Source organism: Aquificaceae bacterium, assembly GCA_037481935.1.
In the GTDB taxonomy this organism is placed as follows: domain Bacteria; phylum Aquificota; class Aquificia; order Aquificales; family Aquificaceae; genus Pampinifervens.
Map to the genome: position 1 here is coordinate 1 of JBBFKQ010000005.1, position 23,482 is coordinate 23,482.

The following is a 23,482-nucleotide window of genomic DNA, read 5'->3' on the forward strand; positions in this document are numbered from 1 at the left end:
AATCCTCCCTATGGGTTTTCCATGGGGAGCTTTTTTTTACCATAATTTCTTATAACTTGCAACTCGGGTTATTATAAGCCTTCTGGCAAGGTCTGCAGATATTATATTTAGGATGAAGCCTACGCTGAACCTTTCCAGCACCCATCAGGTCAAAAAGCTTCTGAGAAGTCTAAAGCTCAACACGGTCTGTGAAGAATCAAGATGCCCCAACATAGGAGAATGCTTTGGCTCTGGCACTGCAACCTTTATGATAATGGGGGATACATGCACACGCTCCTGCACCTTCTGCAACCTCCAGAGGGGAAAACCTCTGCCCCCTGACCCACAGGAGCCATACCATCTTCTTCAGGCTGTAAGGGAGCTGGGGCTCAAGTATGTGGTTTTAACTTCACCCACCAGAGATGACCTGTCAGATGGTGGCGCCTCGCATTTTTATAAATGTATAAGAATGCTCAAGGAAGGCATTCCTGATATAAGGGTGGAGGCTCTCGTGCCGGATTTTAAGGGAAACATGAATTCTCTTGTGGCTGTCCTTTCTGCAAAACCCCATGTGCTTGCCCACAACGTAGAAACAGTCCCGAGACTGTATGAAAAGGTTAGGACTGGCTCAAAGTATGAGAGAAGTTTGGAGATTCTGAAAAGGGCAAAGGAAATAGCCCCCCAAGTGCCGACCAAGTCAGCCCTTGTGCTTGGCTTTGGAGAGGAGTGGGAGGAAATCATTCAGGTTATGAAAGACCTGTTCTCTGCAGGCTGTGAACTTCTTACCATAGGTCAGTATTATCAGCCATCAAGGAGCCACCACCCAGTCATAAAATACTACGCGGAGGAAGAATTCAGGGAGCTTGAGAAGATAGCATACAGCATGGGCTTTAAGAAGGTGGCGAGTGGTGCAAAGGTGAGAAGCTCCTACAGGGCGTGGGAACTATCTCTGCTCCTCTAAAATTTCTTTTTCTATTTCGAAGTAAACATAATAGGCGTTTACCGGGTTGACCTCAAAGAAAACAGAAAGTTGAGAATATTCCGGGTTTAGTCTTAGCATATCCTCGTTAGCCCTGTTTCTTACCTCCTCAACACTGTAACCTTCCTCGTATAACCTTCTTACCACAGACCTTATATCCCTTATGTAATCCCTGGTCCACTCCACCTGTCTGACTATGTTCTCTCTGCCGTATAGAGGCTCGCCATGTCCTGGGAGAAGGATCTCAGGTGAAAGCTCCTTTATTTTTTCAAGACAGAGAAGCCATGTGCGGGAGTTGCCAGAGCCCAGAAAGGGGACACGCCCTCCAAAAACAAGGTCGCCGGCAAAGAGTATTTTCCTCTTGGGCATCCAGACTACAAGGTCTCCATCCGTGTGAGCCCTGCACCAGTGATGTATTTCAAAAATTTCACCACCCATTTTTATTGTCATGCTGCTGGAGGTGGTTATGTCCGGTCCTATAAGTTTTGTGCCTCTAAGAAGTCTTTCTCCAAGAATCTCAAGCCTTGCAGTATGCATTCTTTTGGAGGCATCATCCGCAAGATATTCATCAGACCAGGGATGGGCTATTATGACTGCCCCTGCCTCCTTTAAGGCTCGCACTCCATAAAAATGGTCCGTATGGTAGTGTGTGATAAGAGCGTATCTTACAGGAAGCTTTGTTTTTGTCCTTATGGTCTCCACCAGCTCTCTGCCAAGTGTGTATGTGCTTAAGGCATCTACTACAAACACACCATCCCTTGTTATTACAAAGTAGGCGTTGGATATAAAACCTCTGTTCTGCCTGCTTACCTGTTCATAGGTTCCGAAGACTCCATATACACCGGGGGCAAGCTCCCGTAGAGTCTCCCTAACATGCCGTGGATAGGAAAGGGAAAGGAGAGGAAGGGCAAGGAGTAGAAAGGCAATTAACCTATTCACCCTTTGCCTCTTTGAGAGCCTGCTTTATGTCCTGGTCCGCCTTGCGGAATATTTCCGCATTTTCTCTGCTGAGGTGCCTTCCGTAGGTTTTCAGCAGGAAGGGTATGTTTATATAGCCCGTTACCACTTTGCCATCCTTTTCGTAGAGGTATACCCTGCAGGGAGCAAGGGTTCCAAACTGGGGTATGTCCTTTAGTATTGCCTCACCATAGCTCAGGTTGCAGGCAAGGAAGATGGAGAACTTTGGGCTCTGCTGTCTGATATCCATTATGTCCAGTATGTTCATGTTAACGCCGTCAAGGGCAGTCTTGTAAAGTGTCTTGAAGGTGTCAAAGTCAATGCCCTCAATTACATCCTCATGAACCAGGTTTTCCTTCATAGCAGGCACTTGAGGAATGGTAGGCCTGTTGGTGCTTATTGAAGCAAGTGCAGAATGAAGCCTGCGGTAGAGCTGGCTTATATTTCTTCTCTCGGAAAGAGTTAGATGGTTTCTGTAGCGGGTTAAGAAGACCTGATGGTTCACAACTGTGGCTTTTACCCTACCTTTCTCCTCGTATACTGCCACACTGCAGGGGACTATGTTGCTCAGGGCTGGGGCCTTTAAAAGAATGTCCCCCATGCCCTCAAACTCACATCCAAAGACAACATAGTAGTTTCTGAAGACTTCGTTTCCCCTTGCCCTTATGGCGTCGGATATGGTGAGGGTCCTGAGCACTTTCAGACCCTGAGCTTCCATACTCTTCCTTACCGACTCAACACCAGCCTTAAAATCCTTTTCCCTGAGGTTGTAAGTGATATACATAACCCTGAGGGGGTCCATGGCAAAGGTAAAAAGTGGCAGGAGGAGAAGTAAAAAAAGCCTTAACATGCCTTACCTCCAGTAGCAGTCTGTGTTGTAGGGGTGGTCAAGGACTTTTACATTGGGCCTTCTGTCCACTTCAATGTTCTTCTTCTTCCTTATGTAGTCTACAACTATGTCCCTTATGTTCTTCTTCTCTGGCTGGACTCCCATGGGAGGTGGGCCACCGTAGACTGCAACCACATACTCTTTGTCCATCTCTATGGGCTTGCCCTTAATCTTTACGTTCCTTATCCTTTCGCCCTGCTTTGCGTTAATTTTCAGCTCATATTCCACTCCGTATATCCTCGACATGTCTCCACCCTGCTGATACAGGGGGTTGGGGTTAAACACGTTGTCCGCCACATCTTCCCAGAGCACAAGAAGGTCTCTACCCTTTCTTTTCATTATAAATACTTCTGGGTAGGTCATACCCAGCACATCGTAGACATGTTCCACCGTTATCTTCTGACCGGGGAGGACAGTTGTCCCCCATCTGAAGCCTGGAGATGTGCCCACATCAAGGGACATAACCGCATCCACGCCGTGGTAGTAGTCTGCAAGAGCTTCGCCTATAAGCCTGTCCCATGTGCTGAAAACCGTATCTCTCTTATAGAGCAAGGTGTTGGCAGTTCCTATGACGGTGTTGAACTCCTTTTCATAAGAAGCATACCATTTTCTAACCAGCTCCTTTGCTCCCTTATCCTCCGGCACCACATCAGAAAGAACTGGTATGAGCTTGAGCCTGTAGCCATGAAGTTTACCATTTCTCACATCAAGGTCCATCCTTCCCACAAACTTACCATGTGAACCGGGTGAGATTATAAGTGTATCTCCTACCTTAACTGGAGTGGGTGTTATATCGTGGGTATGGCCGGATATAACTATATCAATACCCTTTACGATTTTCATCAGGGCTATGTCAAGGGGAAGACCATCGTGGGAAAGCAGTATAACAAGGTCAACCTTGTGTTTTTCCCTGAGCTCATTCACATACTTCTGAAGCTCGTCGGGCCTGACGCCAAAGCTCCAGCCCTCTGTGTATACCCTCGGGTTTGCAAGGGGTGTGAAGGGGAAGGAGCTTCCTATTATGCCAATCTTAACGCCACCCTTTTCCACCACATCGTAAGGGGGAAAGACAAGGTCTCCAAAGGGCTCTTCTGTTATGTTGTAGGAGATAAACTTTGCCTTGAGCTTGTTTTTGACTATGTCAAGAAACTTTTCCTTTCCAACGGTCACATCCCAGTGGGCCACCATATAGTCAAAGCCCACATAGTTAAGCCAGTCAACCACGGCCATCCCATCAGTTTTGACCGCAATACCAGAGGTCGCCCATGTATCACCTCCATCAAGCACCAGACACCTGTCCTTGCCCCTTTCGTTAACTATGGTTTTTATAACTGTGGCAACTTGCGGTCCACCACCGGTCATGCCGTATAGCTTTGCCAGTCTTATAAAACTCACACATGAACCCATGTAGGCTTCCACAGAACCCGGCTTTATGTTGTAGAACTTCAAAAAGTCCGTGCCAGCAAGATATCCGGGAGTCCCCTTAAGGGCTTCTGGAGCAAGCAGGTTCATAGGCTCGGCAAAATACATGGGCTTGAGGTGGCCATGAAAGTCAGATATGAAGACAAGTGTAAGATTTCCATATGGCTTGAACTCCATCAGCTTTTCAAAGCTCACAGGTCTTTTTGCAAAAGCTTCTGGGGAAAAAGCCAGTGCAGAAAGAGCTAAGGCGGAGTATCCAAGGAATTCCCTCCTACTAAGGCTCATTATCAAACCTCCTTCTTCAGGAAATATTATACGGGGGCAGAGCCCCCTCTGAAGTTACTTGTTAACCGGGGAGTCGGGGTGAAGCAAGAAGGTCACTATGTTCATAACATCTTCTGGTGATAGTGCGCCGTTGCGTCCAAACCTTGGCATAGAGGAACAGGGGAAGGCGGACCAGGAGTCATAGACTATGTTGTAAACGATTTTCAGGTTCTGAATTGCTTCCGGACTGTTCATGTTCTCTTTGGTTATGTTCCACCTCTTACCATACTGATACAGGTTTGGACCCATGGTTCCACCGGGAACACCCTTCTCTATCAGGTGGCAGGCATAGCAGTTTCCACCTCTATCGGTAGGGCTATCAGAGAAACCATAGCTGGCAAACCTTCCACCCCTGGGGTTGTCCACTATCTTCTTACCCTCTTTCCAGTCCCCCCAGAACAGACCCCACTGAGGATACCTTATCTCGTTCTGACTCACCTGTATAACCTTCTGTATTGCGGGACCTGGCATGGCTTCCCTACTTGGGTATTGTGAGCATATCTTCTGAGCTTCGTCCTGTTCCACTTTCCATGCAAACCTAGGGTCTGTGGAAAGTCCGGACTTAAGCACCTGAATCACTTCTTCCTGTTTGACTGCAGGCTGTTGCTGTTTCTGAGGCTGTGCCTTCCTCTGCTGAGCTTCAACCACCGCACCTGTCAAAAGAGCGGAAACACCTGCTATAAGAAGCGCTTTTTTCATCTCTATTACCTCCCTATGCCTGGTGCTTTTATCTCTGTGCCGTTTGCTGTGCCGTAAAGGTATGTGGAGAGCGCCACCGCAAGGTCTGAATGGGGTATGAACTCGGGCCACCTCATCTGGCGGATGCATTCTGCATACCTGTAGTGCATGGTCATGGGAAGACCCCATCTCACGAGATATTTGGGGAATATGGAAACTGCCTGACCAGCCTCTCCAGGCCTGTCTGCACTCCAGAGCCTTGTGGCCCTTATTCTCACCTCCTGCTTACCGGCATGACAGGTAGCACAGTTAAAGTCCCAGGGTCCAAGTCTTGCATAGTATACCTGCTTGCCTATATCATACATCTTTTTAACCCTCGGGTCTTTGAGGTTAACGTTTATCTTCTGTCCATTGGACTCCATGGTTAGATACATGATTATGCCGTCATATTCACTCACGCAGTTACCCGTTTTGCCCCAGCACTGGCGAACAAACTTTAGAACCTGCTCCTGTGTCATACCTGCATGCTTCTGAAGACACCAGCCAACCCTCGTTTCAAGGTCCATAACCTTGCCAGCATCTGCAAAGTATCTGGGCAGCTGTGCAGCGGCTCCCTTAAAAACACCCGGACCCAGTCCAAGGTCGCATTTGTCAAGGTTATATTTCTTTATGGCATCCTTGCCTACTTCATACCATACCTCGCCTGGGTTTATGCCCTCTGCCAACATGCGGTTGAATTCCTGAACAAGTCTCATCTCTTCCTCTGGAGAGAGCTCTCCTTCAACTTGAGCAAAAGCCTTTGTAGACAAAAGGCCACCGGCGACAGCACCGGCGGTAAAAATCGCCAGAAGCAGCTTTTTTCTCATGTTATAACCTCCCTTAAGAGACCTTTATGTCTGCGGTTCTTTCCCACTTCCCGCCCTTGTTATCTTCGTAGACTATCTTGACTACCCCGCTCTCATCCGCTTTTAGAGTCAGGGCTATAAAGGGATTGGCAGACACACCTGCACCCATGTTGATGGTGCTTACCAGCTTGTCGTTGAAGAGAAGGTCAAGCTTTGTAAGGGTATGGGGAGGAATCTCCTGACCTGTTTGTGGGTCTTTCCTTGGTGGGGACATGGGATGGGTTATCACCATCTGCACCCTTACGATTTCTCCCTTCTTTGCCTCCTTCGGCACACGCAGTATGCCCGCTCCTATTGCCATATTGCACCTCCTGTATGGGATTTTGGTATTGAAAATCTAAGGGATTATCCGCATCCGCCAGCGGTAACCTTTACCTCCTTGGTTGCCATTACATAGGAGCCATCCTTCAGCTTGAGTATTGCTCTTACGTTGGAGGTCTCTCCCATCTTTATCCTGGTGGAGAAAAAGACCTGACCGTTCATGGGTGTAAAGGTCACGTCTGCTATCCATGGAACGGGGTTTTTGTCCACAAACACCCATAGCCTCTCAACCCTGTCCACAGGTATGGTGGACTCAACGGTTATGGGCACATTGGCTCCAGACTCTGCTATGGTGGGAGCGGTCAGCTTGATATCCGCCACTTCCTTAATCTGGGCAAGTTTGACTCCCAGCCTCTTCTGAAGCTCCTCCTCCAGCTTTGGAGTAGAAGCAAAGGCTGGCTGAACTGCTGGGACCAAGGTCAGCCCCATGACTGCCACTGCTGACAGTGCAAGAAACTTTCTCCTGTCCATAGTTTATACCTCCTTAGAAATTATTAACATGCCTTTATATTGTGTCTTTTGCATATTCCCTGAATAAAATTCAGTATATCACCCCTGGGCCTGTTTCCGAACAGAGCACCAAGAGTCTTATCCTGCTTGGGGTCATAGAAGACTATAGTAGGAACGCCGGGGGCTCCGAGCTTTCTCGCCCACCTGCTCCCCTCGTCGGAGGAGATGTTGAGGGATATTACAACAAAGTTTTCCAGTTTCTTCTGCACATCCTCCTGATTGAGGACAAACTCCTCCATCTGGGCACAGTAGGGACAATAGTTGCTGTAGAAATAGAAGGCAACAAGCTTATCCTGTTGCTGGGCATATTCAAGACCTTCCTTTGCCTTGTTAAACCAGACCGCAAAGCTTGTAGATACCGCTAAAATCAAGCTTATTAGCACCTTCCACATACTATGTGTTTAATATAAGGGCTTTGAGAATGCTTAGCAATAGAAATTTTTTATGACAGGTATAAGCATGTCTTATATAAGAGGATAATTAAAACTGTAAAAGTCACTAACAGGCATAAAATATAAGTCTTATGGAAAGAGTAAGAAACTTCTCCATAATAGCCCATGTGGACCACGGAAAGTCTACCCTTGCGGACAGGCTCTTAGAGTTCACCGGCTCTGTCTCAAGGAGGGAGATGAAGGAGCAAATGCTTGATACCCTTGAGATTGAGAGGGAGAGGGGCATAACCATAAAACTACAGGCGGTAAGGATGTTCTACAGGGCAAAGGACGGAAACCTCTATACGCTACACCTCATAGACACTCCCGGGCATGTGGACTTTTCCTACGAGGTCTCAAGGGCTCTCGCTGCCTGTGAAGGAGCTCTGCTCCTTGTGGATGCCACGCAGGGCATAGAGGCTCAAACGGTTGCCAACTTCTGGAAGGCAGTGGAGCAGGACCTTACCATAATTCCCGTTATAAACAAAATAGACCTACCGGCCGCAGACCCGGAAAGGGTAAAAAGACAGATAGAGGATATACTTGGTCTTCCTTCAGAAGAGGTAATACTTGCTTCTGCAAAAGAAGGCATAGGTATTGAGGAGATACTGGAGGCAATCGTAAAGAGAATACCACCACCCGAGGGAAACCCTCAGAAGCCTCTCAAGGCGCTTATTTTTGACTCCTACTACGACCCATACAGGGGTGCGGTTGCCTTTGTGAGGGTCTTTGACGGTGAGGTCAGGCCTGGCACGAGAATAAGGCTATTTTCCACAGGCAAAGAATTTGAAGTCACAGAGGTGGGTGCACAGACTCCTAAAATGACAAAGTTTGAAAGGCTATCTGCAGGAGATGTGGGATACCTGGCAGCCTCCATAAAGGACGTGAGGGATATAAGGGTTGGGGATACCATAACGGATGCAAAAAATCCAACAGGAGAACCTGTCCCCGGCTTCAGACCCGCAAAGCCTATGGTATACGCCGGCATATATCCCTCAGAGGGCTACACCTACGAAGAGCTAAGAGATGCTCTTGAGAAATACGCCATAAACGACGCAGCGGTGCAGTTTGAACCAGAAACCTCACCAGCCCTTGGACTTGGCTTCAGGGTGGGGTTTCTTGGACTTTTGCACATGGAAATAGTGCAGGAAAGGCTTGAGAGAGAATACGGAGTGAGCATAGTGACCACTGCACCCAGTGTGGTCTACAGAGTAAGGTTTAAAAATGGAGAGGTAAAGGAAATAAGAAATCCCTCAGAGCTTCCCGAAAACTGGGGCGTAATAGAGGCTCTTGAAGAGCCCTTTGTGCTCCTTACCATAATCACGCCAAAGGACTACGTTGGCAGTATAATGAACCTCTGTCAGGAGAAGAGAGGAATTCAGAAAAAGTTCCTCTACCTTGACCCCAACACGGTCATGCTTGAGTATGAGATGCCTCTGAGTGAGGTCATAATGGACTTCCACGACAAGATAAAGGGTGTTTCAAAAGGCTATGCCTCCTACGACTATGAGTTTCTTGGCTTCAGAGAAGAGGACCTGGTGAGGCTCAATATCTTTATAAACAATGACCCGGTTGATGCTCTTTCCTTCATAGTCCACAGGGACAAAGCCTACAGAAGAGCCCGTCAGCTTGTGGAAAAGCTCAGAGATGTCATACCCAGACAACTCTTTGAGGTCAAGGTTCAGGCTGGTATAGGGACAAAGATAATAGCTTCAGAGAGAATTCCGCCTCTCAGGGCAAACGTGACCGCCAAGTGCTACGGCGGAGACATTACCAGAAAGAAGAAGCTCCTTGAAAAGCAGAAGGAAGGTAAAAAGAGGCTAAAACAGTTTGGGAAAGTGGAGCTTCCTCAGGAAGCCTTCCTTACAGTTTTGAAGGTTGATTGAAGGTCAAAGACCTCGGGCATATAATTAGAAACATGAGAACTATTAGTGTGGAAGAACTCAAGAGGCTCTATCATGAAGACTTCCCCCTCTGGGCAGAGATAAACCACCAGCTTCTAAAAGAAAAGGCTTATGAGCTTGTGGACTGGGAGAACCTGCTGGAGGAGATAGAGGATATGGCACAGAAACATCTGGATAGCTGTATAAGCCAGCTCGCAAGAATTCTGGAGCACCTATACAAATGGGATAACTTCAGAAGGCTGTCAGGTGGAGAGAAGGCGGGAATGGGTTGGATAAAAAGCGTGGAAAGTGCAAGATTAGAAATCCTTGCCATGCTCGATGTATACCCCAGCCTCAGAAACAGACTACCCTTAGAGATAGAAAAGGCGTGGAAGTTCGCAAGAAGAAGAATACAGAAATGGCTGATATTTAATGACCATAACCCAGAGGACTTCCCTATACCAGAAGATTGCCCTTACACCTTTGAGACCGCCATGAACAGAGACCTCAGGAGAGAGCTGAGCTGAAAATCTCTTTGGCTTTTATGAGCTTTACCACAAACTCGTTGACAGGAAGCTTTATTCCCTTTGCACCCGCAAGCTCAAGCAGAGCACCGTTGAGGGCTTCAATCTCAGTTCTTCCCTTCTTCACATCATGGAGCATGGAAGGATAATGCTCTGCAGTGGGCGGGATTAGTTTCTCGTAAAAGTGCTTTTTATATTCTTCCGCACTATTCCAGAAGGTGGGAATGGAGTTTGCTTTTATAGCCTCAAAGGCTTCCTCTAATATCCTGTCCATTATCTCCCTCGTATGGGGGTTGCTGGCAAGTTTGCCGTATGTGGTTTCAAAAAGGGCTCCCAGTGGGTTCAGGGCACAGTTGTAGAGAATCTTATCCCATAAATACTTGTATACATCCCTTTCATATCTTGTGGGTATGCCTGCATGGCTGAAAATGCCAGCCAGTTCTCTCAGAAAAGCCTCCTCCAGAAAACCTGCAGGGTCCCCTATAACCACGTCATCGCCACAGACGGTTATCCTGACTCTTCCCCACTCTAACAGCTCTGCACCGAATATAACTCTTGCAAGAATTACTTTACCCCTGCCAAAGGTATCTACCGCCTTCTCATAGTTTCCGTAGCCGTTCTGTGCTACCATTAAAAGACTTTTGCCGCTTCTTAGAGGTTCTAAACTCCTGAGAGCCTCCTGTGTATCGTAGCTCTTTACTGTGAGTATGACTATGTCAGGTTCAAAGTCAAGGGCTTCAAGAGAGTCCACAGCCAGAACTTCCTGCTCAAACTCTCCCCATATGCCTTCCACCTTTATGCTTTCAAGCCTTCTACCCTTTTTTAAAAGTCCCACAGCACTATGACCTGCCCTGCTCAGAAAGGCGAGGTATGTGCTCCCAAGAGCACCAACTCCCACAACCAGAAACCTCATTCCTTTTCCTCCAGTCTTATAAGAGGTAAAAGGTCCCTCAGGTCTATATACCTGTCGCAGGCGTTTACAAGCTCTACCGCAGTTGCTTCTCTTGCAGATACGCAGATTATTTCCTTTCCAAAGTTTCTCAGGGTCCAGACCAGCTTTTCAAAATCTCCATCTCCGGTGCAGAGGATTGCAGTGTGATAGTTATCCTTGGTGAGAAGCGCATCTATGGTAAGGTTAACATCCAGGTCGCCCTTGTATGTGCCGTCTTTTAGCTGTTTTACAGGTTTTTTCACCACCGTTATTCCGCTGAAGGCAAGCAGTTTTATGAAATTCTCCTGTTTTTCGTCTCCTTCTCTGTAGGCGAGGTAGAAAAAGGTGTTGTAAATGTCAAACTCCACCTTAAAATAATTAACCAGCTTTACAAGGTCAATCCTCTGATGCAGTATGTCTTTCTGGACAAAGTAAAAATTTGCCCCATCTATGAATATGCAGGCCCTTCTTTTCATTCTTGGATATACCATACCCTTATACCTGCGGAGACATGAGAATTTCTCTCCCAGATGGTTTCCACGCTTATGATTTTTGGTTTGTTGAGCTTAATCCACTGGTTTACCTGCTCCTCAAGGAGCTGCTCCATGCTCTCGTCTTTAAAAGGGGTCATCTTGCGGTGGAAGTCTTTGAAACGAATTTCCATCAAGTAATCTCCTCTTCCCAGTAGGAGACCACCACCTTTGCAGGTCTGAGCACTCTGTCGTGTAGCCAGTAGCCCTTCTTTTCCACCCGGAGAACCATGTTCGGCGCCATATCTTGCGTGTATTCTCTGTCTACCGCCTCTGAAAGGTATGGGTCAAACTCTTTGCCCAGCACCTCTATCTCTCTTATGCCGTGCTTTTCCAGTATCCTCAGAAGCTCTTTGTATATAAGTTCAAAACCCTTTTTCAAACCCTCTGCGTCCCCACCTTCATACTGGAAAGCCCTCTCAAAGTTGTCAACCACCTCCAGCAGGTCAAGGGCAAGATTCTCATGTCCGTATTTCCTTGCCTCTTCAAGGTCCCTTCTGTATCTTTCCTTCAGATAATCTGCCTCCCTCTGCAGGTCCACATACCTCTGATTTATAACCCTTGCAGTGTTTTCAAGCCTGAGCAATTTTTCCTCAAGCTCCTTTATTCTCTTGTCCTTCTGTTCTTCTGACTGCTCCTGCAATACTTCTTCCTGTTGCTGCTTCTCTTCCATAAGGGTTAATTATAGCATGCCCTTCAGGCTTTCAAGTGCCTTGCTGAGCCTCCCTATACCTTCCTCAATTATGTTTTCAGAAATGCAGTAAGATAGCCTCATGTATCCCTCTGCACCAAAGGCTGAGCCGGGAACCCCAGCAACCCTTCCCTTTTCTATGAGATAGTCTGCAAGTTTTATGTCAGAGCCAAGCTTTTCAGAATAGTGCCTCAGGTTGGGAAATATGTAGAAGGCTCCCTTTGGCTTTACTACGCTTATGTCTGGAATTTTTTTCAGGAGCTCGTATGCAAGGTCTCTCCTCCTCTCAAAGGCTCTTTTCATGTTATCTACAAAGGCTTTAGAGTGTGGGTTTCTGAGGGCTTCAAGGGCTCCATACTGGGCAAAGGTGGTGGCGTTGGATATGCTCTGGCTGTTGAGGTCTGCTATAACCTTTGCGTATCTCTCAGGGCAGGCAACATAGCCAATCCTCCAGCCTGTCATGGAGTAAGTTTTTGAGAAGGCGTTGACGGTGAAGGTTATGTCTCTTATATCCTCTGAAAAACTTGCAGGACTTACGAATTTTTCCCCATCGTATAGGAAGGCCTCATAACATTCGTCTGAGACTATGAGTATACCATTTTCAAGGCAGAGCTGTGCTATTTTTCTCTGTTCTTCCTCCGGAACAACTGCACCCGTAGGGTTTGAGGGTGAATTGAGTATAAGCATTCTGGTTTTTGGAGTGATGTGTTCTTTCAGGACCTCAGCCCTGAGAACAAAGCCTTCTTCTTCCCTTAGTGGCACTTCCACCACCTTTGCATCGCAGAGCATGATCTGCTCCGGATAGGTTACCCAGTAGGGAGATGGGAGGAGGACCTCATCACCCTCTTCAAGAACTGCAAGCATAACCAGAAAAAGTGCCATCTTTGCTCCGGCGGTGACCACAATCTCAGAAGGTTTGTATTCAACGCCATTTTCCCTGTGGAGCTTTTCTGCAAGAGCCTCTCTCAGCTGGGGAATTCCCGCAGAAGGTGCATACTTGGTTTTACCTTCCTTCAGTGCCCTTATACAGGCTTCCTTAACAAACTCTGGTGTATCAAAGTCCGGTTCTCCGGCACCAAAGCCTATTATGTCCACACCCTGAGCTTTGAGCTGGTTTACTTTGGCGGTGAGGGCAAGGGTGGGAGCCGGCTTTATGTGGGATACTCTTCTTGCAAGCATAGGAGCTATTATAACCTGAACCTTTCCTTCAAATACTCCATTGCCCTGTAGTTTGTGAGGTCAAGCTGAAGGGGTGTTATGGAAACATAGCCATGATATACTGCCCAGTAGTCTGTGCCTTCTTCTAAGTGCCATCCAAATTCCTCCGCCGTTATCCAGTATAGGGGTCTCCCAGAGGGGTCCGAGAGCCTGAGCACCTTTTCCTTGTATGCCCTTCTGCCCTGGCGGGTGAGCATAAAGCCCTTTATGTCTTCACTTGGGAGGTTTGGTATGTTTACGTTAAGATAGGTATCTTCTGGCATTCCCCTTTCAAGAACCCTGAGGACAACCTCCCTTGCCACCCTTGCCACCTCAGAAAAGTCCACCTCATCCCTCCCAAAGGCGGAGAAAGCTACAGAGGGAATGCCCAGAATCCTGCCCTCCATGGCACCGGACACTGTTCCCGAGTAGGTTATGTCCTCTCCCAGGTTTGGTCCCTCGTTTATGCCAGAACATACTAGGTCTGGCTTTCTTCCCTCAAGGAAAAGATAATAGCCAAAATGAACGCAGTCCGCAGGAGTGCCACCTATAACAGTCCAGAAGTCCTCATCCACCCTTCTTATTCTCAGAGGCTGAGTAAAGGTAAGAGAGTGTCCAACACCGCTGAGATTTCTGTCTGGAGCAACGGTTATCACCCTTCCGAGGTTTTTTAACTCCTCTCTGAGGGCTCTGATGCCTTCTGAAAAATAGCCATCATCGTTGGTGAGCAGGAAGGTTGGCATTGCCTATATTTTATCCAATGGAGTGCCCAAAGTGTGGTGGAACGGGCTTTGTGGACAGGGGAGGTGTGCTTGAGCTCTGCAGTTGCAGGTATGAGGGGGTAAACCTTCAGAAGCACCTGAACATACCGCCAAGGTTCACAGAGGCGGAGTTTGAAAATTATGTCCCGGTTTCACCTTCACAAAAAAGGGCTCTTGAAGCCTGTATGCACTACGCCTATACCTTTGAGCCAGAGGAAGGTAAGGGTCTGACGCTGGTGGGACCTCCACAGATGGGAAAGACACATCTCGTGGTTGCGGTTCTGAAAACAGTTTACAGAAATAAGAGGATAAGGGGCTTTTTCTTTGATACCAAGGACCTTTTCTACAGGCTTCAGAGCTATGCAAACACGGACAAATACCACCGCTTTATGAACCTTCTTCTGAATGCGCCCCTTCTTGTGCTTGATGACCTTGGGAGCGAAAGGCTTTCTGACTGGCGTATAGAAACCCTTTCCCACATAATCAGCCACAGGTATAACTTTTTGAAGAGCACCCTCATAACCACGAACTACCCACTTCTCAGACAAAGGGAGGATGAGGTGGCAAGAGCCATGGAGGAAAGGCTTTCTCCTGCCATAGTGGGGAAAATCCACCAAATGACTGAGATAATCTATCTGAGCAGCTAAAGGAAAAGCGCAAGCACCAGAGCCGGCATAAGGTTAAGAACACTTACATGCTTTAAAACCTCAAGAATTTTCAGAGAGGTAAGAACCATAAGACCACCTCCCGTGAAAAGGGCGTTTGCCATTGCTTGCTCCTTCAGAAACTCACCATAAAAAAAGGCGAGAAGGGTTATAGAACCCTGAAAGAGGAGAACATAGAAAGCCGAAAGGGCAACGCCTTTGCCAAGGGAAGAGGAAAGAACTATGGAAGAGAAGCCATCCATAAAGGCCTTTGAAAGTATCAGCGAGCTGTCACCCTTTGCTCCTTCAAGAATGCAGCCCATAAGAGTCATGGGTCCAACGGTAAAGAGCAGGGAAGCGGAAACAAAGCCCCTGGCAATATCCGATGGTCCCCGTGTAATCCCTTCGAGCCTTTCCTCAAGCCTGAGAAAGCTACCTATAAGAGAGCCCACCACAAGAAGGAAGAAAACCTTCAAGAGCTCTGGTTTGTTCTCTGAGATTAGCTTCAGCCCAAGAAGCAGTGTAAAAAGCCCTATACCCTGCATTATAGATGTTCTGAGCCTCTCAGGAATGGCTCTTGATAAGCTAATGCCAACGAGACTGCCGGCGAGCACAAGCCCTGCGTTCACAAGGGTTCCAAAGGTGGGGAACATCAGCCAGCGCCACTCTGCTGAGCCTGGGAAAGTATATCCTGGAACATGTTATACAGAAACTCAGCCCTCTCTTCGGGGGTGTAGTTCTGAATAACCCTTTCTCTTGCCCTTCTGCCTATTTCTCTTGCCTCCTGAGGGTTCTCCAGATAATAGACCACCTTTTCCTCTATATCAGCCCTGTCAAGGGGAAGATAGGTTATGACTTCCTGACCGGGGGTAAAGAAGCCTGGCAGGGTTGCCCTGAAGTCTATGAAGGGTGCACTACCCATAAAGGCAACCTCCAGGGGAACAAAGCCTATGCCGGTGGGAACTGCATGAGGGTAGCTGAGAATGGTCATGGACGACCTTCCAATGAGCTCAAGAGCTTCTTCCCAGCTCTGTATGGGGATGTGTTCATGACCTTCCCTGAGTTCACCCTCAAAGGCACCCACTATCCTGAGGTTTATGCCCTCGAGAAAGCTCAGAATATACCACCTCTTTCTTGCGGTTGCATAGAAACTTATATCGTTGAGAAACCTTATGTAATCCTGAGGGTTTTCCTGACGCCACTTTGTAAACTCTTCCTGAAAGCTCTGGTTGAACATAGAAAGGATGTATTCGCCTGCATACAGAAGGTGTGCCTCCGGGTTCCTGAAGAGAAACTCGCCCACTTCAAAGAAATAAGGGACAAAGCCCTCCTTGATGTTCTGGACAACCTGCTGGGCGATTATGTTTGGGTCTACTACAGGCCCAAGGAATATGACTTCTATGTCCCTGTCCTCAGAAGGCTCTGGCATCTGCCCAGGGTCCACAAAGGGGGTTATGTAATAGGTGCCCCTTTCATGACCCAGAAATCTTAGACTGTCCGCATACTTGAGGTCTGTGACTATAGGAAGGAAGTTGTTTGACTGCCGCAGGTCAAGAAGGACAGGGAAGTGAAAGAGAGGTTCGTCGGTAAAGAGGCTCACATGCACAAAGCCAAAGGCGTCAAAAACCGGAAGCTTCTGACCCTCTCTCTCTCCAAAGACCACACAGCTACCGTTAAGGTCAAGGGTAAAGAGGGGGGAGAATTCCAGAAGCCTATTTACCACATCCTGAAGCTCTCCTTCCATAAGGTCAAAGTCCTGAACCTCTGCACCCCTCTCTCTGAAAAGCTCCATAAATGCCAGCATATGTCTGTTAATTCCAAGGTCCTTTCCCTGTCTCAGAAAGGCTATTCTCATGGTCTAAAAATCATACCATAGAAATCAATTTCAAAGCCTCTTCCTCGGGCATGGGCTTGCCAAGCAGATAGCCCTGCACATAGGTGCATCCCATATCCCGAAGAATCTTCAGCTGTTCCTGGGTTTCCACACCCTCTGCAAGGGTCTCAATGCCAAGGTCGCTGGCAAGCTTTATTAGATTACCTACAACCGCCCTCTTTCTGGGGTCTTTTACTATCTCCCTTACAAAGGATATGTCAATTTTTATTTCATCCACCGGCAGGTTTGAAATATATCCAAGTGAAGAATAGCCTGTTCCAAAGTCATCAAGGGCTATCTTTACACCCGACTCTTTAAGTATAGTTATGTGTTCAATGGCCTTTTCCCTTTCATCTATAAAGACTCTTTCGGTTATCTCAACTATTACGCTGGATCCCTTTAACTGTTCTGCTATAACTTCTATAAAGCCTCTATCCTTAAAGCTCCTGGCAGATATGTTTATGGATACCGGCAGCTTGAACTTTTCAAAGAATCTCAGAGCCTCCCTAAGGGCAAAACCTTCAAAACTCCTAAGGTATTTGCTGCTTTCCAGATATTCAACAAAATGCGCTGGTCCATAAATTTTCCCATCCTTGTCTCTTATTCTCACGAGCGCCTCAAATCCTGCCAGACCAATATCCTCTCCTCTGAAGTATGGCTGATAGTAGAAGATGAAGAGGTCTTCCTCCACAGCTCTACTCACAAGGCCTATAGCCAGAGCCGCCTCCTTGACCCTTTCCTCAAATGCTGATTCAAAGAACCTTCTCTCGCCCTCACCTGCTTTTTTTGCGGAAGACAGGGCTATGCTTGCCTTTTCGTGAAGCTGGTTGAAGCTACTGCCGTCCATAGGGTAGAGGGCTATACCCATATTCACAGATAACTTCAACCTTTCCCCTTCAAAGTATATGGGTTCGCCAATCACTTCCTCTATCCTGTCTGCAAGTATGATGGATTCCTCCTCTTTGACTATGGGCATAAAAAGGGCAAATTCATCGCTGGCTACCCTCCCCACCACACCACTCTCTCCAAGTTCATCCTGCAGCCTTTTAGCTATCAGTGAGAGCACCATGTCACCAACCTGAATACCATAGTTTTTGTTGATAAGAGACATGCCGTAAAGGTCTACAAGGAAGAGGGCACACATCTTCTTCTTATTTATAAGCTCCCCAGCTTTAAACCTTATGCCGTCAAGGTTCAGAATTCCAGTGGCGGGGTCGTAGAAGGTCAGCTTTTCAACTTCTGAAGAAAGATGAACCTCTCTGGTTATGTCCCTGCCCACGCTCATAAACTTTACAGTGCGGTTTGGCAGTTCTATGGGGTATATGGTCTGTTCAAGGTAGAATAGCTCACCATCCTTCCTTCTGTTGGCAAAGGTGGCATGAAATTCTTGTCCAGAAAGTATGGTTTCCCAGAGACTTCTGTAAAAATCCTGCGTGTGGTGTCCGGATTTAAATATTCTTGGATTCTGCCCGATAAGGTCCTGTCTTGAATAGCCAGAAATCTGGCAGACTGCATCATTCACATAGGTTATAGTTCCATCTCTTTCTGTTATGACAACCCATGATGTGGAGTTTTCAAGAGCGGACGCGATGAGCTTATTTCTCTGCAGGTCCTCCAGTCTATTCAAGGCAAACTCAAGGTCATGCCTCAGTTCATAAAGCACATCCTTCGTTTCCTCCTGAAAGTAATAGGGCTCTTCTGCATACATACCAAGAACGTAGACTGTTTCACCCTCCTTTGAAAGTGGAACGGCGCAGGAGGAAAGATAGCTCCTGCTGAGCATCTCCCTCTTCAGGGCCTCAGCCACATCCAGCTCTGTAGTATCAGGGTTTACGATTATTCTGTTCGCCACGTAAGCTCTGTAAGTTGGCTCCTCCTCAATAAAAGAGGCTACACTCTCAAGGTATTTTTCACCATCCCCACAATAAGTAACGGGTTTAAAATGCTCCTTTTTATCAGACGCCCCTATCCACACAAATCTTATACCCATCTTGCCCACAAGACTATGGCATACTCTCTCAAGGAGCTCTTCCTCGAGAAGCACCTGCGTGATTATCTGATTGACCTCCTTCAAAAGACCATACAATCTTTCAAGTCTCTTCCTTTTTGTTATGTCCACGAAAAAAACTACACCCGCATAGCTACCTTCATAGAGTATGGTTGAGGAGCTGACTATGGTCCATACCAGAGTTCCATCCCTTCTTAAAAGGGGTAGCTCTCCATAATCTATATTTAGCTCTTCTCCTGAAAGCCTTCTCTTTACCACTTTCTTCACAAACCCCCTGTAGTCTGGATGTATTAGCATATCCACCGCCTGGTAAACATCCATGCCTTTCAACTCTTCAGAAGTATAATCAACCATTTTTAGAAAGGTCTTGTTTGCGAAGAGCACCTGCTCGCCATAAACAAAAAACCCTATATGTGTAGCCTTTTCAAGAGCCTGAGCGAGGCTTACCCCTGACCAGAGCTTTAAAAACCTGTCAAAATCCATGTATAGTTTTATGGTTTTCCTTATGTCTTCCTCGTTAGAGGGCTCAAGCTCCTTAAAGGAGAGAAGTGCAGACCTGAGCCTCTCATACAGTCCAGACCTTACCATGAATATGTGGGATGTATCAAAGATATGGTCCTCTATAATATAGAAACCCTGTTTTTCCTCTTCATCTATCTCATTCCATGTTTCGTTATACATCACACCAGCATGAACATGACCTTCTTTCAGAAGTTGAAAGACCTCAGGAAAGTTCTTCGTGAAAACAAGTTTAACCCGCTCTACATCAAGACCCATGATGGGATATCCTGCAGGCTTCAGGAAGGGTATAGCAACCAGTATGGGTCCCTCTTCTGGAAGTCTGTCTTTTACTACGAGAAAGAGTCTGTCCCTCTGACCCCTGAACTTTGCCACAGGAAGGTAACCCATCTGGTAAAGCCTTGGAGAGACCAGGGGTCCTGCATAGTAAACATCAAAAAAATCTCCCCTCTCTATCCTTATGTACTCTTCCTCATGCCCGCCCAGAACTTCAAAGTTTACCCCCTCTCCGAGCAAATGCTCAAGTTTTTTAGTAAACTCGGACCATCTTTTCAGCCCCTTCTGCGTGTCGTGAGGACAAACGGAAAAACTAATCACGATACCTCTTCCCCTTCCTTCTTGCGGGCATTGGTATAAATTTTAAACCTTCCTGCCTCTGTCATATACCATCACAGTCATTTAGGTCTTATAATAATAAAATACTATGGGTATAAGAGTAGGTATAAACGGATTCGGCAGGATAGGAAGGTCCTTTTTCAGGGCGTGTCAGGGACATGAAGAGGTTGAGATAGTAGCGGTAAACGACCTGACCGATACAAGGACCCTGGCACATCTTCTGAAATACGACTCTGTTCATGGAAGGTTTAAGGCCCATGTGGAGGCAAAGGATTCAAGCCTTATAGTGGATGGAAGGGGAATAAGGGTCTTTTCAGTAAAGGACCCTGCTGAAATTCCATGGGGAGACCTTGGGGTGGATGTGGTCATTGAGTCCACAGGAGCCTTCACAAGCAGAGACAAGGCAGAACTTCATCTCAGAGATACGGTAAAGAGGGTCATAATCTCTGCACCTGCCAAAAACCCGGACATAACCCTTGTGCTGGGTGTAAACGAGCACATGTATGACCCTGAAAGGCACAGGATTATCTCCAACGCCTCATGCACCACCAACTGCCTTGCCCCGACACTGAAGGTTTTACATGAAAAGTTTGGAGTAAAGAAAGGCTACATGGTCACAGTCCACGCCTACACCAACGACCAGAGGGTTCTGGACCTTCCCCACAAAGACCTGAGGCGCGCAAGGGCTGCAGCAGTGAACATCATACCCACCACCACAGGGGCTGCGAAGGCGATAGGTGAGGTCATACCGGAGCTTAAAGGAAGGCTTGATGGCACTGCAAGGAGAGTTCCCGTAGCGGATGGTTCTCTAATAGACCTTACGGTCATAGTGGAGAAAGCTCCAGCTTCTGTAGAGGAAGTAAACAGAGCTTTCAGAGAAGCCTCCGAAAACCACCTCAAGGGCATACTGCAATACACAGAAGACCCAGTGGTATCTCAGGACATAGTGGGTAATCCACACTCTGCCATATTTGATGCAGGGCTAACTCAGGTTATAGAAGACATGGTGCACGTGGGTGCGTGGTATGATAACGAATGGGGCTATTCTTGCAGGCTCAGAGACCTGACCATTTTTGTGGCTGAGAGGGAGCCAAGCCTTAAAACCTGAGCTATAATTTTATATTTACGGGGTGTAGCTCAGGTGGCAGAGCGTTGGCTTTGGGAGCCAAAGGCCGCAGGTTCAAGTCCTGCCACCCCGAGGGCCCGTAGCTCAGCTGGACAGAGCAAGGGATTTCTAATCCCTAGGTCGGGGGTTCGAGTCCCTCCGGGCCCGCTTTTTTTTCTTCACGGATGGGGTTTCAGTTCAAAGGTTCTCAGTGGAATTCCCTCTGTAGACCTGCCCTATCATGGAAAAAGCCAGCTTTCTTACTCAGACCTCTGGTCCCTGGCAAGGTCTCTGGCTCTGAAGGCAGAAAGTGGTTCTGTTCTGATTGGATGGTCTATGGGTGCAAGCCTTGCGCTCATGATGGCTTACCTTTTTCCCGAAAAGTTCAGGGGACTTCTGCTGATAGGTGCATCCCCATGCTTTGGTTGTGCATGGTCAGAGAAAAACTTGAGGGCCTTTCTGCTGAGACTTGAGAGGGAGAGGGAAGGGTTTTTAAGAGAGTTCAGGTCTCTTGCCTACCCAAAAGGCTTTGAAGACACTGTGGATATTGAAGGAGCAAAGAGAATTCTCAGGGAATACATGTATACTGACCTGAGACATATCCTTCCATACATAAGACAGAGGGTTTTAATCCTTCACGGCGAGAAAGACACCATAGTTCCCCTCTCCTCTGCACTTACCCTTTACAACATGCTGAAAAGGTCTAAATTAATAACCTTCCCAGGAGGTCATTTCCCGGAGTATGAAAATCTTATCTTTGAGGTTCTCAAGGGCTTGCAGTAGCTATGAGGAATGGGCGATTCCTCAGAGATACTCTGCACAGAGGCTCAAAAGACTTGAAAACTTAAGAGGACCTGTTCTTGACCTCGGCTGCGGAACAGGGCTTCTCAGCGAAGGTCTTGAGGATGTTGTAGGCGTAGACATAGCCATTGGTATGGCCAAGGTATACAGAGAAAGGTTTGGCAGAGTGGTCATTGGCGATGCCCATGCCCTGCCTTTCAAGGACAGGAGTTTTGACTTTGTTATAAGCAACTTTGCCCTTCACTGGACTGACCTTAAAAGGAGTATACCTGAAGCCCTGAGGGTTTGCAGGAGGCTGTTTCTCTGCGCCCTTCCCGTTGAAGGAAGCCTTCCTGAGCTCCTTTTCCCCTTCCCAGAAGTAAAGAGCATTCTCAGCCTGCTTGAAGGCAGGGCTAACATAAGGAGCTTTTTCCTTGAGGAGGTGAAAATACCCTTCAGCGGATGGGACCTGGTGAAGTTCTTCCACTACACGGGCTCCTCTTTCAATCCCCTTTTTAAAGGTGGTATAATCTCAAGGAAGAGGATTGAAAGTATGATTTATGAGATTGACAGACCAGCCTTTAAAGTTCTATTCTTTTCCTGTGAGGTCAGAGAATGAGGAGGAGAAAGATGGTTATGTTTCTGACCTTTTTTCTGTGCCTTTCCCTTCTTATTGGCTGTAAGGCACAGCAGGTTCAGAGTGCCAACCCGACCCCAAAAGAGGAGAGAGTAATCCCCTCATCTGGCACACTTTCACAGTTTGAACAGGAGCTGACAGGTATAGTAGAGGCTGTTTCCCCCTCAGTTGTGACCATATTTGCTACTCAGGAAGTCACAGGCATTGAAACTCCCTTTCCCTTCCCCTTTCAGGTTCCCCCTCAGGAAAGAAGGTCTCTTGGCTCTGGCGTGATAATAGACTACAGAAAGGGAAAGTTCTACATACTCACCAACAGCCACGTAGTGCAGAATGCAAGGGCCATAAGGGTGAGGTTTGACAGGCACACAGAAAAAAGAGCAAAGATTGTGGGCATAGACCCAAAGACGGACGTGGCTGTGATAGAGGTGGACGACAAGGATATACCCAATCCTGAGGGCAGGGTGGCAAAGCTCGGTGATTCAGATAAGCTGAAGGTTGGACAGCTGGTGATAGCCATAGGAAACCCCTACGGGCTTGAAAGGACTGTGACGGTGGGCGTCATATCCGCCCTTAGAAGGGCGATAGGTATAACCCAGTATGAGAGCTTCATACAGACGGATGCCGCCATAAATCCGGGAAACTCTGGTGGACCGCTCGTAAACATAAGGGGTGAGGTTATAGGCATAAACACCGCCATACTGGCAGAGGGTCAGGGGCTTGGCTTTGCCATTCCCATAAACCTGGCAAAATGGGTGTCTGACCAGCTCATCGCAAAGGGAAAGGTTATAAGAGGCTGGCTTGGCGTGGTCATTCAGGATATAACCCCTGAGATGGCTGAAAGCCTTGGAGTCAGGGAAGGTGTAATAATTGCCCAGATAATGCCCGGGAGTCCAGCAGAAAAAGGTGGTTTGAGAGTGGGTGATGTGGTGGTTGAAGTAGACGGTCAGAAGGTGAGCGAAGTAAGGGAGCTTCAGTTCAAGATAATGAGAACAGAGCCCGGCAAGGAGATAAATTTGAAGGTGATAAGGGAGGGGAAAGAAGTAAGCCTGAAGATACGGGTGGAGGAGATGCCTGAAGAAAGACGGGTGGCAGAGGAGGAGCTCGGTCAGGCGGAGCTGGGGCTTGTTCTCAGAGACCTTACCCCTGAAGAGGAAAGAAGGCTTGGAGTTAAAGGTGTTCTGGTGGTAAGAGTTACACAGAACAGCCTTGCCATGCAGAGCGGCATAGTTCCGGGTGATATCATCCTTCAGGTAGGAAACAGACCAGTTTCAAGCGTAAGAGAATTCCAGCAGAGCATAGAGGCCCTCAGACAGGCAGGAAGAGAAAATGCTCTTCTGCTCGTAAGGAGAAGGGGCAACAACCTCTTTCTTGTGCTGAGGCTGAGGTAGG

Annotated in this window: 25 protein-coding genes and 2 tRNA genes; 10 read left to right on the forward strand and 17 right to left on the reverse strand. The window is 47.5% G+C overall.

From position 1 onward, the window contains the following. Nucleotides 1-112 precede the first annotated feature (112 nt). On the forward strand, nucleotides 113-940 hold the full coding sequence (gene lipA, locus WHS43_05415) for a lipoyl synthase (protein MEJ5339075.1): 828 nt from the start codon (nucleotides 113-115) through the stop codon (nucleotides 938-940). On the opposite strand, the gene WHS43_05420 is transcribed toward lipA, so the two are convergent. From WHS43_05420 to WHS43_05455, 8 genes are read right to left on the reverse strand one after another with little or no spacing between them, the layout of a single operon-like run. Then, a complete protein-coding gene (locus tag WHS43_05420) occupies nucleotides 923-1,897 on the reverse strand; it encodes an MBL fold metallo-hydrolase (protein MEJ5339076.1) in 975 nt (324 codons plus the stop codon). The two genes, lipA and WHS43_05420, sit on opposite strands and share 18 nt — an antisense overlap. Then, a complete protein-coding gene (locus WHS43_05425; GenBank protein MEJ5339077.1) occupies nucleotides 1,890-2,765 on the reverse strand; it encodes a DUF302 domain-containing protein in 876 nt (291 codons plus the stop codon). The genes WHS43_05420 and WHS43_05425 overlap by 8 nt, the downstream gene beginning before the upstream one ends. Nucleotides 2,766-2,768: 3 nt before the next feature. Further along, the gene (gene soxB, locus WHS43_05430; protein ID MEJ5339078.1) at nucleotides 2,769-4,511 is read right to left on the reverse strand and encodes a thiosulfohydrolase SoxB; all 1,743 of its coding nucleotides are present in this window, start codon (nucleotides 4,509-4,511) and stop codon (nucleotides 2,769-2,771) included. Between the two features lie 54 nt (nucleotides 4,512-4,565). Continuing rightward, nucleotides 4,566-5,249, reverse strand: a complete 684-nt coding sequence (gene soxX / locus WHS43_05435) for a sulfur oxidation c-type cytochrome SoxX (GenBank protein MEJ5339079.1) — start codon at nucleotides 5,247-5,249, stop codon at nucleotides 4,566-4,568. Between the two features lie 5 nt (nucleotides 5,250-5,254). Further along, entirely contained in the window at nucleotides 5,255-6,094 is an 840-nt protein-coding gene (gene soxA, locus WHS43_05440) for a sulfur oxidation c-type cytochrome SoxA (protein ID MEJ5339080.1), read from the reverse strand. A 13-nt stretch (nucleotides 6,095-6,107) separates the two neighbouring features. Further along, entirely contained in the window at nucleotides 6,108-6,434 is a 327-nt protein-coding gene (soxZ, locus tag WHS43_05445) for a thiosulfate oxidation carrier complex protein SoxZ (GenBank protein MEJ5339081.1), read from the reverse strand. Between the two features lie 44 nt (nucleotides 6,435-6,478). Then, nucleotides 6,479-6,925, reverse strand: a complete 447-nt coding sequence (soxY, locus tag WHS43_05450) for a thiosulfate oxidation carrier protein SoxY (protein MEJ5339082.1) — start codon at nucleotides 6,923-6,925, stop codon at nucleotides 6,479-6,481. A gap of 23 nt (nucleotides 6,926-6,948) precedes the next feature. After that, the gene (locus WHS43_05455; GenBank protein MEJ5339083.1) at nucleotides 6,949-7,335 is read right to left on the reverse strand and encodes a thioredoxin fold domain-containing protein; all 387 of its coding nucleotides are present in this window, start codon (nucleotides 7,333-7,335) and stop codon (nucleotides 6,949-6,951) included. Nucleotides 7,336-7,487: 152 nt separating this feature from the next. On the opposite strand from WHS43_05455, the gene lepA reads away from it, so the two are divergent. Next, the gene (gene lepA / locus WHS43_05460; protein MEJ5339084.1) at nucleotides 7,488-9,281 is read left to right on the forward strand and encodes a translation elongation factor 4; all 1,794 of its coding nucleotides are present in this window, start codon (nucleotides 7,488-7,490) and stop codon (nucleotides 9,279-9,281) included. Nucleotides 9,282-9,313: 32 nt separating this feature from the next. Continuing rightward, nucleotides 9,314-9,805, forward strand: coding sequence for a DUF29 domain-containing protein (locus WHS43_05465; GenBank protein MEJ5339085.1), 492 nt, complete (start codon nucleotides 9,314-9,316; stop codon nucleotides 9,803-9,805). On the opposite strand, the gene WHS43_05470 is transcribed toward WHS43_05465, so the two are convergent. The 6 genes from WHS43_05470 to surE are packed head-to-tail and all read right to left on the reverse strand — an operon-like array spanning nucleotide 9,786 to nucleotide 13,894. After that, entirely contained in the window at nucleotides 9,786-10,715 is a 930-nt protein-coding gene (locus WHS43_05470) for a 2-dehydropantoate 2-reductase (protein MEJ5339086.1), read from the reverse strand. The genes WHS43_05465 and WHS43_05470 overlap by 20 nt on opposite strands. After that, nucleotides 10,712-11,209: an NYN domain-containing protein gene (locus tag WHS43_05475; GenBank protein ID MEJ5339087.1), complete on the reverse strand. Its 498-nt coding sequence runs from the start codon at nucleotides 11,207-11,209 to the stop codon at nucleotides 10,712-10,714. Before WHS43_05475 ends, WHS43_05470 begins: the two co-directional genes overlap by 4 nt. Then, the gene (locus WHS43_05480; protein MEJ5339088.1) at nucleotides 11,206-11,397 is read right to left on the reverse strand and encodes a hypothetical protein; all 192 of its coding nucleotides are present in this window, start codon (nucleotides 11,395-11,397) and stop codon (nucleotides 11,206-11,208) included. Before WHS43_05480 ends, WHS43_05475 begins: the two co-directional genes overlap by 4 nt. After that, nucleotides 11,397-11,936, reverse strand: a complete 540-nt coding sequence (locus WHS43_05485; GenBank protein ID MEJ5339089.1) for a nucleotide exchange factor GrpE — start codon at nucleotides 11,934-11,936, stop codon at nucleotides 11,397-11,399. The genes WHS43_05480 and WHS43_05485 overlap by 1 nt, the downstream gene beginning before the upstream one ends. 9 nt (nucleotides 11,937-11,945) lie before the next feature. Further along, nucleotides 11,946-13,133: a pyridoxal phosphate-dependent aminotransferase gene (locus WHS43_05490; protein MEJ5339090.1), complete on the reverse strand. Its 1,188-nt coding sequence runs from the start codon at nucleotides 13,131-13,133 to the stop codon at nucleotides 11,946-11,948. A gap of 8 nt (nucleotides 13,134-13,141) precedes the next feature. Then, complete coding sequence (surE, locus tag WHS43_05495) at nucleotides 13,142-13,894, reverse strand: 5'/3'-nucleotidase SurE (GenBank protein MEJ5339091.1); 753 nt, start codon at nucleotides 13,892-13,894, stop codon at nucleotides 13,142-13,144. Between the two features lie 17 nt (nucleotides 13,895-13,911). Between surE and WHS43_05500 the strand changes: the two genes are divergently transcribed. Beyond that, on the forward strand, nucleotides 13,912-14,559 hold the full coding sequence (locus tag WHS43_05500; protein MEJ5339092.1) for an ATP-binding protein: 648 nt from the start codon (nucleotides 13,912-13,914) through the stop codon (nucleotides 14,557-14,559). Here the strand turns inward: WHS43_05500 and WHS43_05505 are convergent. The 3 genes from WHS43_05505 to WHS43_05515 are packed head-to-tail and all read right to left on the reverse strand — an operon-like array spanning nucleotide 14,556 to nucleotide 19,553. Continuing rightward, nucleotides 14,556-15,209: a DUF554 domain-containing protein gene (locus WHS43_05505; GenBank protein MEJ5339093.1), complete on the reverse strand. Its 654-nt coding sequence runs from the start codon at nucleotides 15,207-15,209 to the stop codon at nucleotides 14,556-14,558. The genes WHS43_05500 and WHS43_05505 overlap by 4 nt on opposite strands. Beyond that, nucleotides 15,209-16,411, reverse strand: a complete 1,203-nt coding sequence (locus tag WHS43_05510; GenBank protein MEJ5339094.1) for a glycosyltransferase — start codon at nucleotides 16,409-16,411, stop codon at nucleotides 15,209-15,211. Before WHS43_05510 ends, WHS43_05505 begins: the two co-directional genes overlap by 1 nt. Nucleotides 16,412-16,421: 10 nt before the next feature. Beyond that, nucleotides 16,422-19,553, reverse strand: coding sequence for an EAL domain-containing protein (locus WHS43_05515; protein ID MEJ5339095.1), 3,132 nt, complete (start codon nucleotides 19,551-19,553; stop codon nucleotides 16,422-16,424). Between the two features lie 106 nt (nucleotides 19,554-19,659). Between WHS43_05515 and gap the strand changes: the two genes are divergently transcribed. From gap to WHS43_05545, 6 genes are all read left to right on the forward strand, one after another. Continuing rightward, the gene (gene gap, locus WHS43_05520) at nucleotides 19,660-20,679 is read left to right on the forward strand and encodes a type I glyceraldehyde-3-phosphate dehydrogenase (GenBank protein MEJ5339096.1); all 1,020 of its coding nucleotides are present in this window, start codon (nucleotides 19,660-19,662) and stop codon (nucleotides 20,677-20,679) included. 18 nt (nucleotides 20,680-20,697) lie between these two features. Next, nucleotides 20,698-20,770 (forward strand) — tRNA-Pro (locus WHS43_05525). Beyond that, a tRNA-Arg gene (locus WHS43_05530) sits at nucleotides 20,771-20,844 on the forward strand. It abuts the tRNA gene before it with no gap. A 48-nt stretch (nucleotides 20,845-20,892) separates the two neighbouring features. Then, nucleotides 20,893-21,459 carry an alpha/beta fold hydrolase gene (locus WHS43_05535; GenBank protein MEJ5339097.1) on the forward strand — a complete coding sequence of 189 codons (567 nt, stop codon included), beginning with the start codon at nucleotides 20,893-20,895 and terminating at the stop codon, nucleotides 21,457-21,459. Beyond that, nucleotides 21,419-22,075 carry a methyltransferase domain-containing protein gene (locus WHS43_05540; protein ID MEJ5339098.1) on the forward strand — a complete coding sequence of 219 codons (657 nt, stop codon included), beginning with the start codon at nucleotides 21,419-21,421 and terminating at the stop codon, nucleotides 22,073-22,075. The genes WHS43_05535 and WHS43_05540 overlap by 41 nt, the downstream gene beginning before the upstream one ends. Continuing rightward, nucleotides 22,072-23,481 carry a Do family serine endopeptidase gene (locus tag WHS43_05545; GenBank protein MEJ5339099.1) on the forward strand — a complete coding sequence of 470 codons (1,410 nt, stop codon included), beginning with the start codon at nucleotides 22,072-22,074 and terminating at the stop codon, nucleotides 23,479-23,481. Before WHS43_05540 ends, WHS43_05545 begins: the two co-directional genes overlap by 4 nt. The last annotated feature ends 1 nt before the right edge of the window (nucleotide 23,482 follow it).

Bases quoted from the DNA above. Each gene is read 5' to 3' on its own strand.
- lepA (MEJ5339084.1), top strand. From the start codon at position 7,488: ATGGAAAGAGTAAGAAACTTCTCCATAATAGCCCATGTGGACCACGGA.
- gap (MEJ5339096.1), top strand. From the start codon at position 19,660: ATGGGTATAAGAGTAGGTATAAACGGATTCGGCAGGATAGGAAGGTCC.
- WHS43_05490 (MEJ5339090.1), bottom strand. From the start codon at position 13,133: ATGCTTGCAAGAAGAGTATCCCACATAAAGCCGGCTCCCACCCTTGCC.
- soxX (MEJ5339079.1), bottom strand. From the start codon at position 5,249: ATGAAAAAAGCGCTTCTTATAGCAGGTGTTTCCGCTCTTTTGACAGGT.
- soxZ (MEJ5339081.1), bottom strand. From the start codon at position 6,434: ATGGCAATAGGAGCGGGCATACTGCGTGTGCCGAAGGAGGCAAAGAAG.
- WHS43_05480 (MEJ5339088.1), bottom strand. From the start codon at position 11,397: ATGGAAATTCGTTTCAAAGACTTCCACCGCAAGATGACCCCTTTTAAA.
- WHS43_05485 (MEJ5339089.1), bottom strand. From the start codon at position 11,936: ATGGAAGAGAAGCAGCAACAGGAAGAAGTATTGCAGGAGCAGTCAGAA.
- WHS43_05500 (MEJ5339092.1), top strand. From the start codon at position 13,912: ATGGAGTGCCCAAAGTGTGGTGGAACGGGCTTTGTGGACAGGGGAGGT.
- surE (MEJ5339091.1), bottom strand. From the start codon at position 13,894: ATGCCAACCTTCCTGCTCACCAACGATGATGGCTATTTTTCAGAAGGC.
- WHS43_05475 (MEJ5339087.1), bottom strand. From the start codon at position 11,209: ATGAAAAGAAGGGCCTGCATATTCATAGATGGGGCAAATTTTTACTTT.
- WHS43_05510 (MEJ5339094.1), bottom strand. From the start codon at position 16,411: ATGAGAATAGCCTTTCTGAGACAGGGAAAGGACCTTGGAATTAACAGA.
- WHS43_05470 (MEJ5339086.1), bottom strand. From the start codon at position 10,715: ATGAGGTTTCTGGTTGTGGGAGTTGGTGCTCTTGGGAGCACATACCTC.
- WHS43_05540 (MEJ5339098.1), top strand. From the start codon at position 21,419: ATGAAAATCTTATCTTTGAGGTTCTCAAGGGCTTGCAGTAGCTATGAG.
- WHS43_05465 (MEJ5339085.1), top strand. From the start codon at position 9,314: ATGAGAACTATTAGTGTGGAAGAACTCAAGAGGCTCTATCATGAAGAC.
- soxY (MEJ5339082.1), bottom strand. From the start codon at position 6,925: ATGGACAGGAGAAAGTTTCTTGCACTGTCAGCAGTGGCAGTCATGGGG.
- soxA (MEJ5339080.1), bottom strand. From the start codon at position 6,094: ATGAGAAAAAAGCTGCTTCTGGCGATTTTTACCGCCGGTGCTGTCGCC.
- WHS43_05425 (MEJ5339077.1), bottom strand. From the start codon at position 2,765: ATGTTAAGGCTTTTTTTACTTCTCCTCCTGCCACTTTTTACCTTTGCC.
- soxB (MEJ5339078.1), bottom strand. From the start codon at position 4,511: ATGAGCCTTAGTAGGAGGGAATTCCTTGGATACTCCGCCTTAGCTCTT.
- WHS43_05545 (MEJ5339099.1), top strand. From the start codon at position 22,072: ATGAGGAGGAGAAAGATGGTTATGTTTCTGACCTTTTTTCTGTGCCTT.
- lipA (MEJ5339075.1), top strand. From the start codon at position 113: ATGAAGCCTACGCTGAACCTTTCCAGCACCCATCAGGTCAAAAAGCTT.
- WHS43_05505 (MEJ5339093.1), bottom strand. From the start codon at position 15,209: ATGTTCCCCACCTTTGGAACCCTTGTGAACGCAGGGCTTGTGCTCGCC.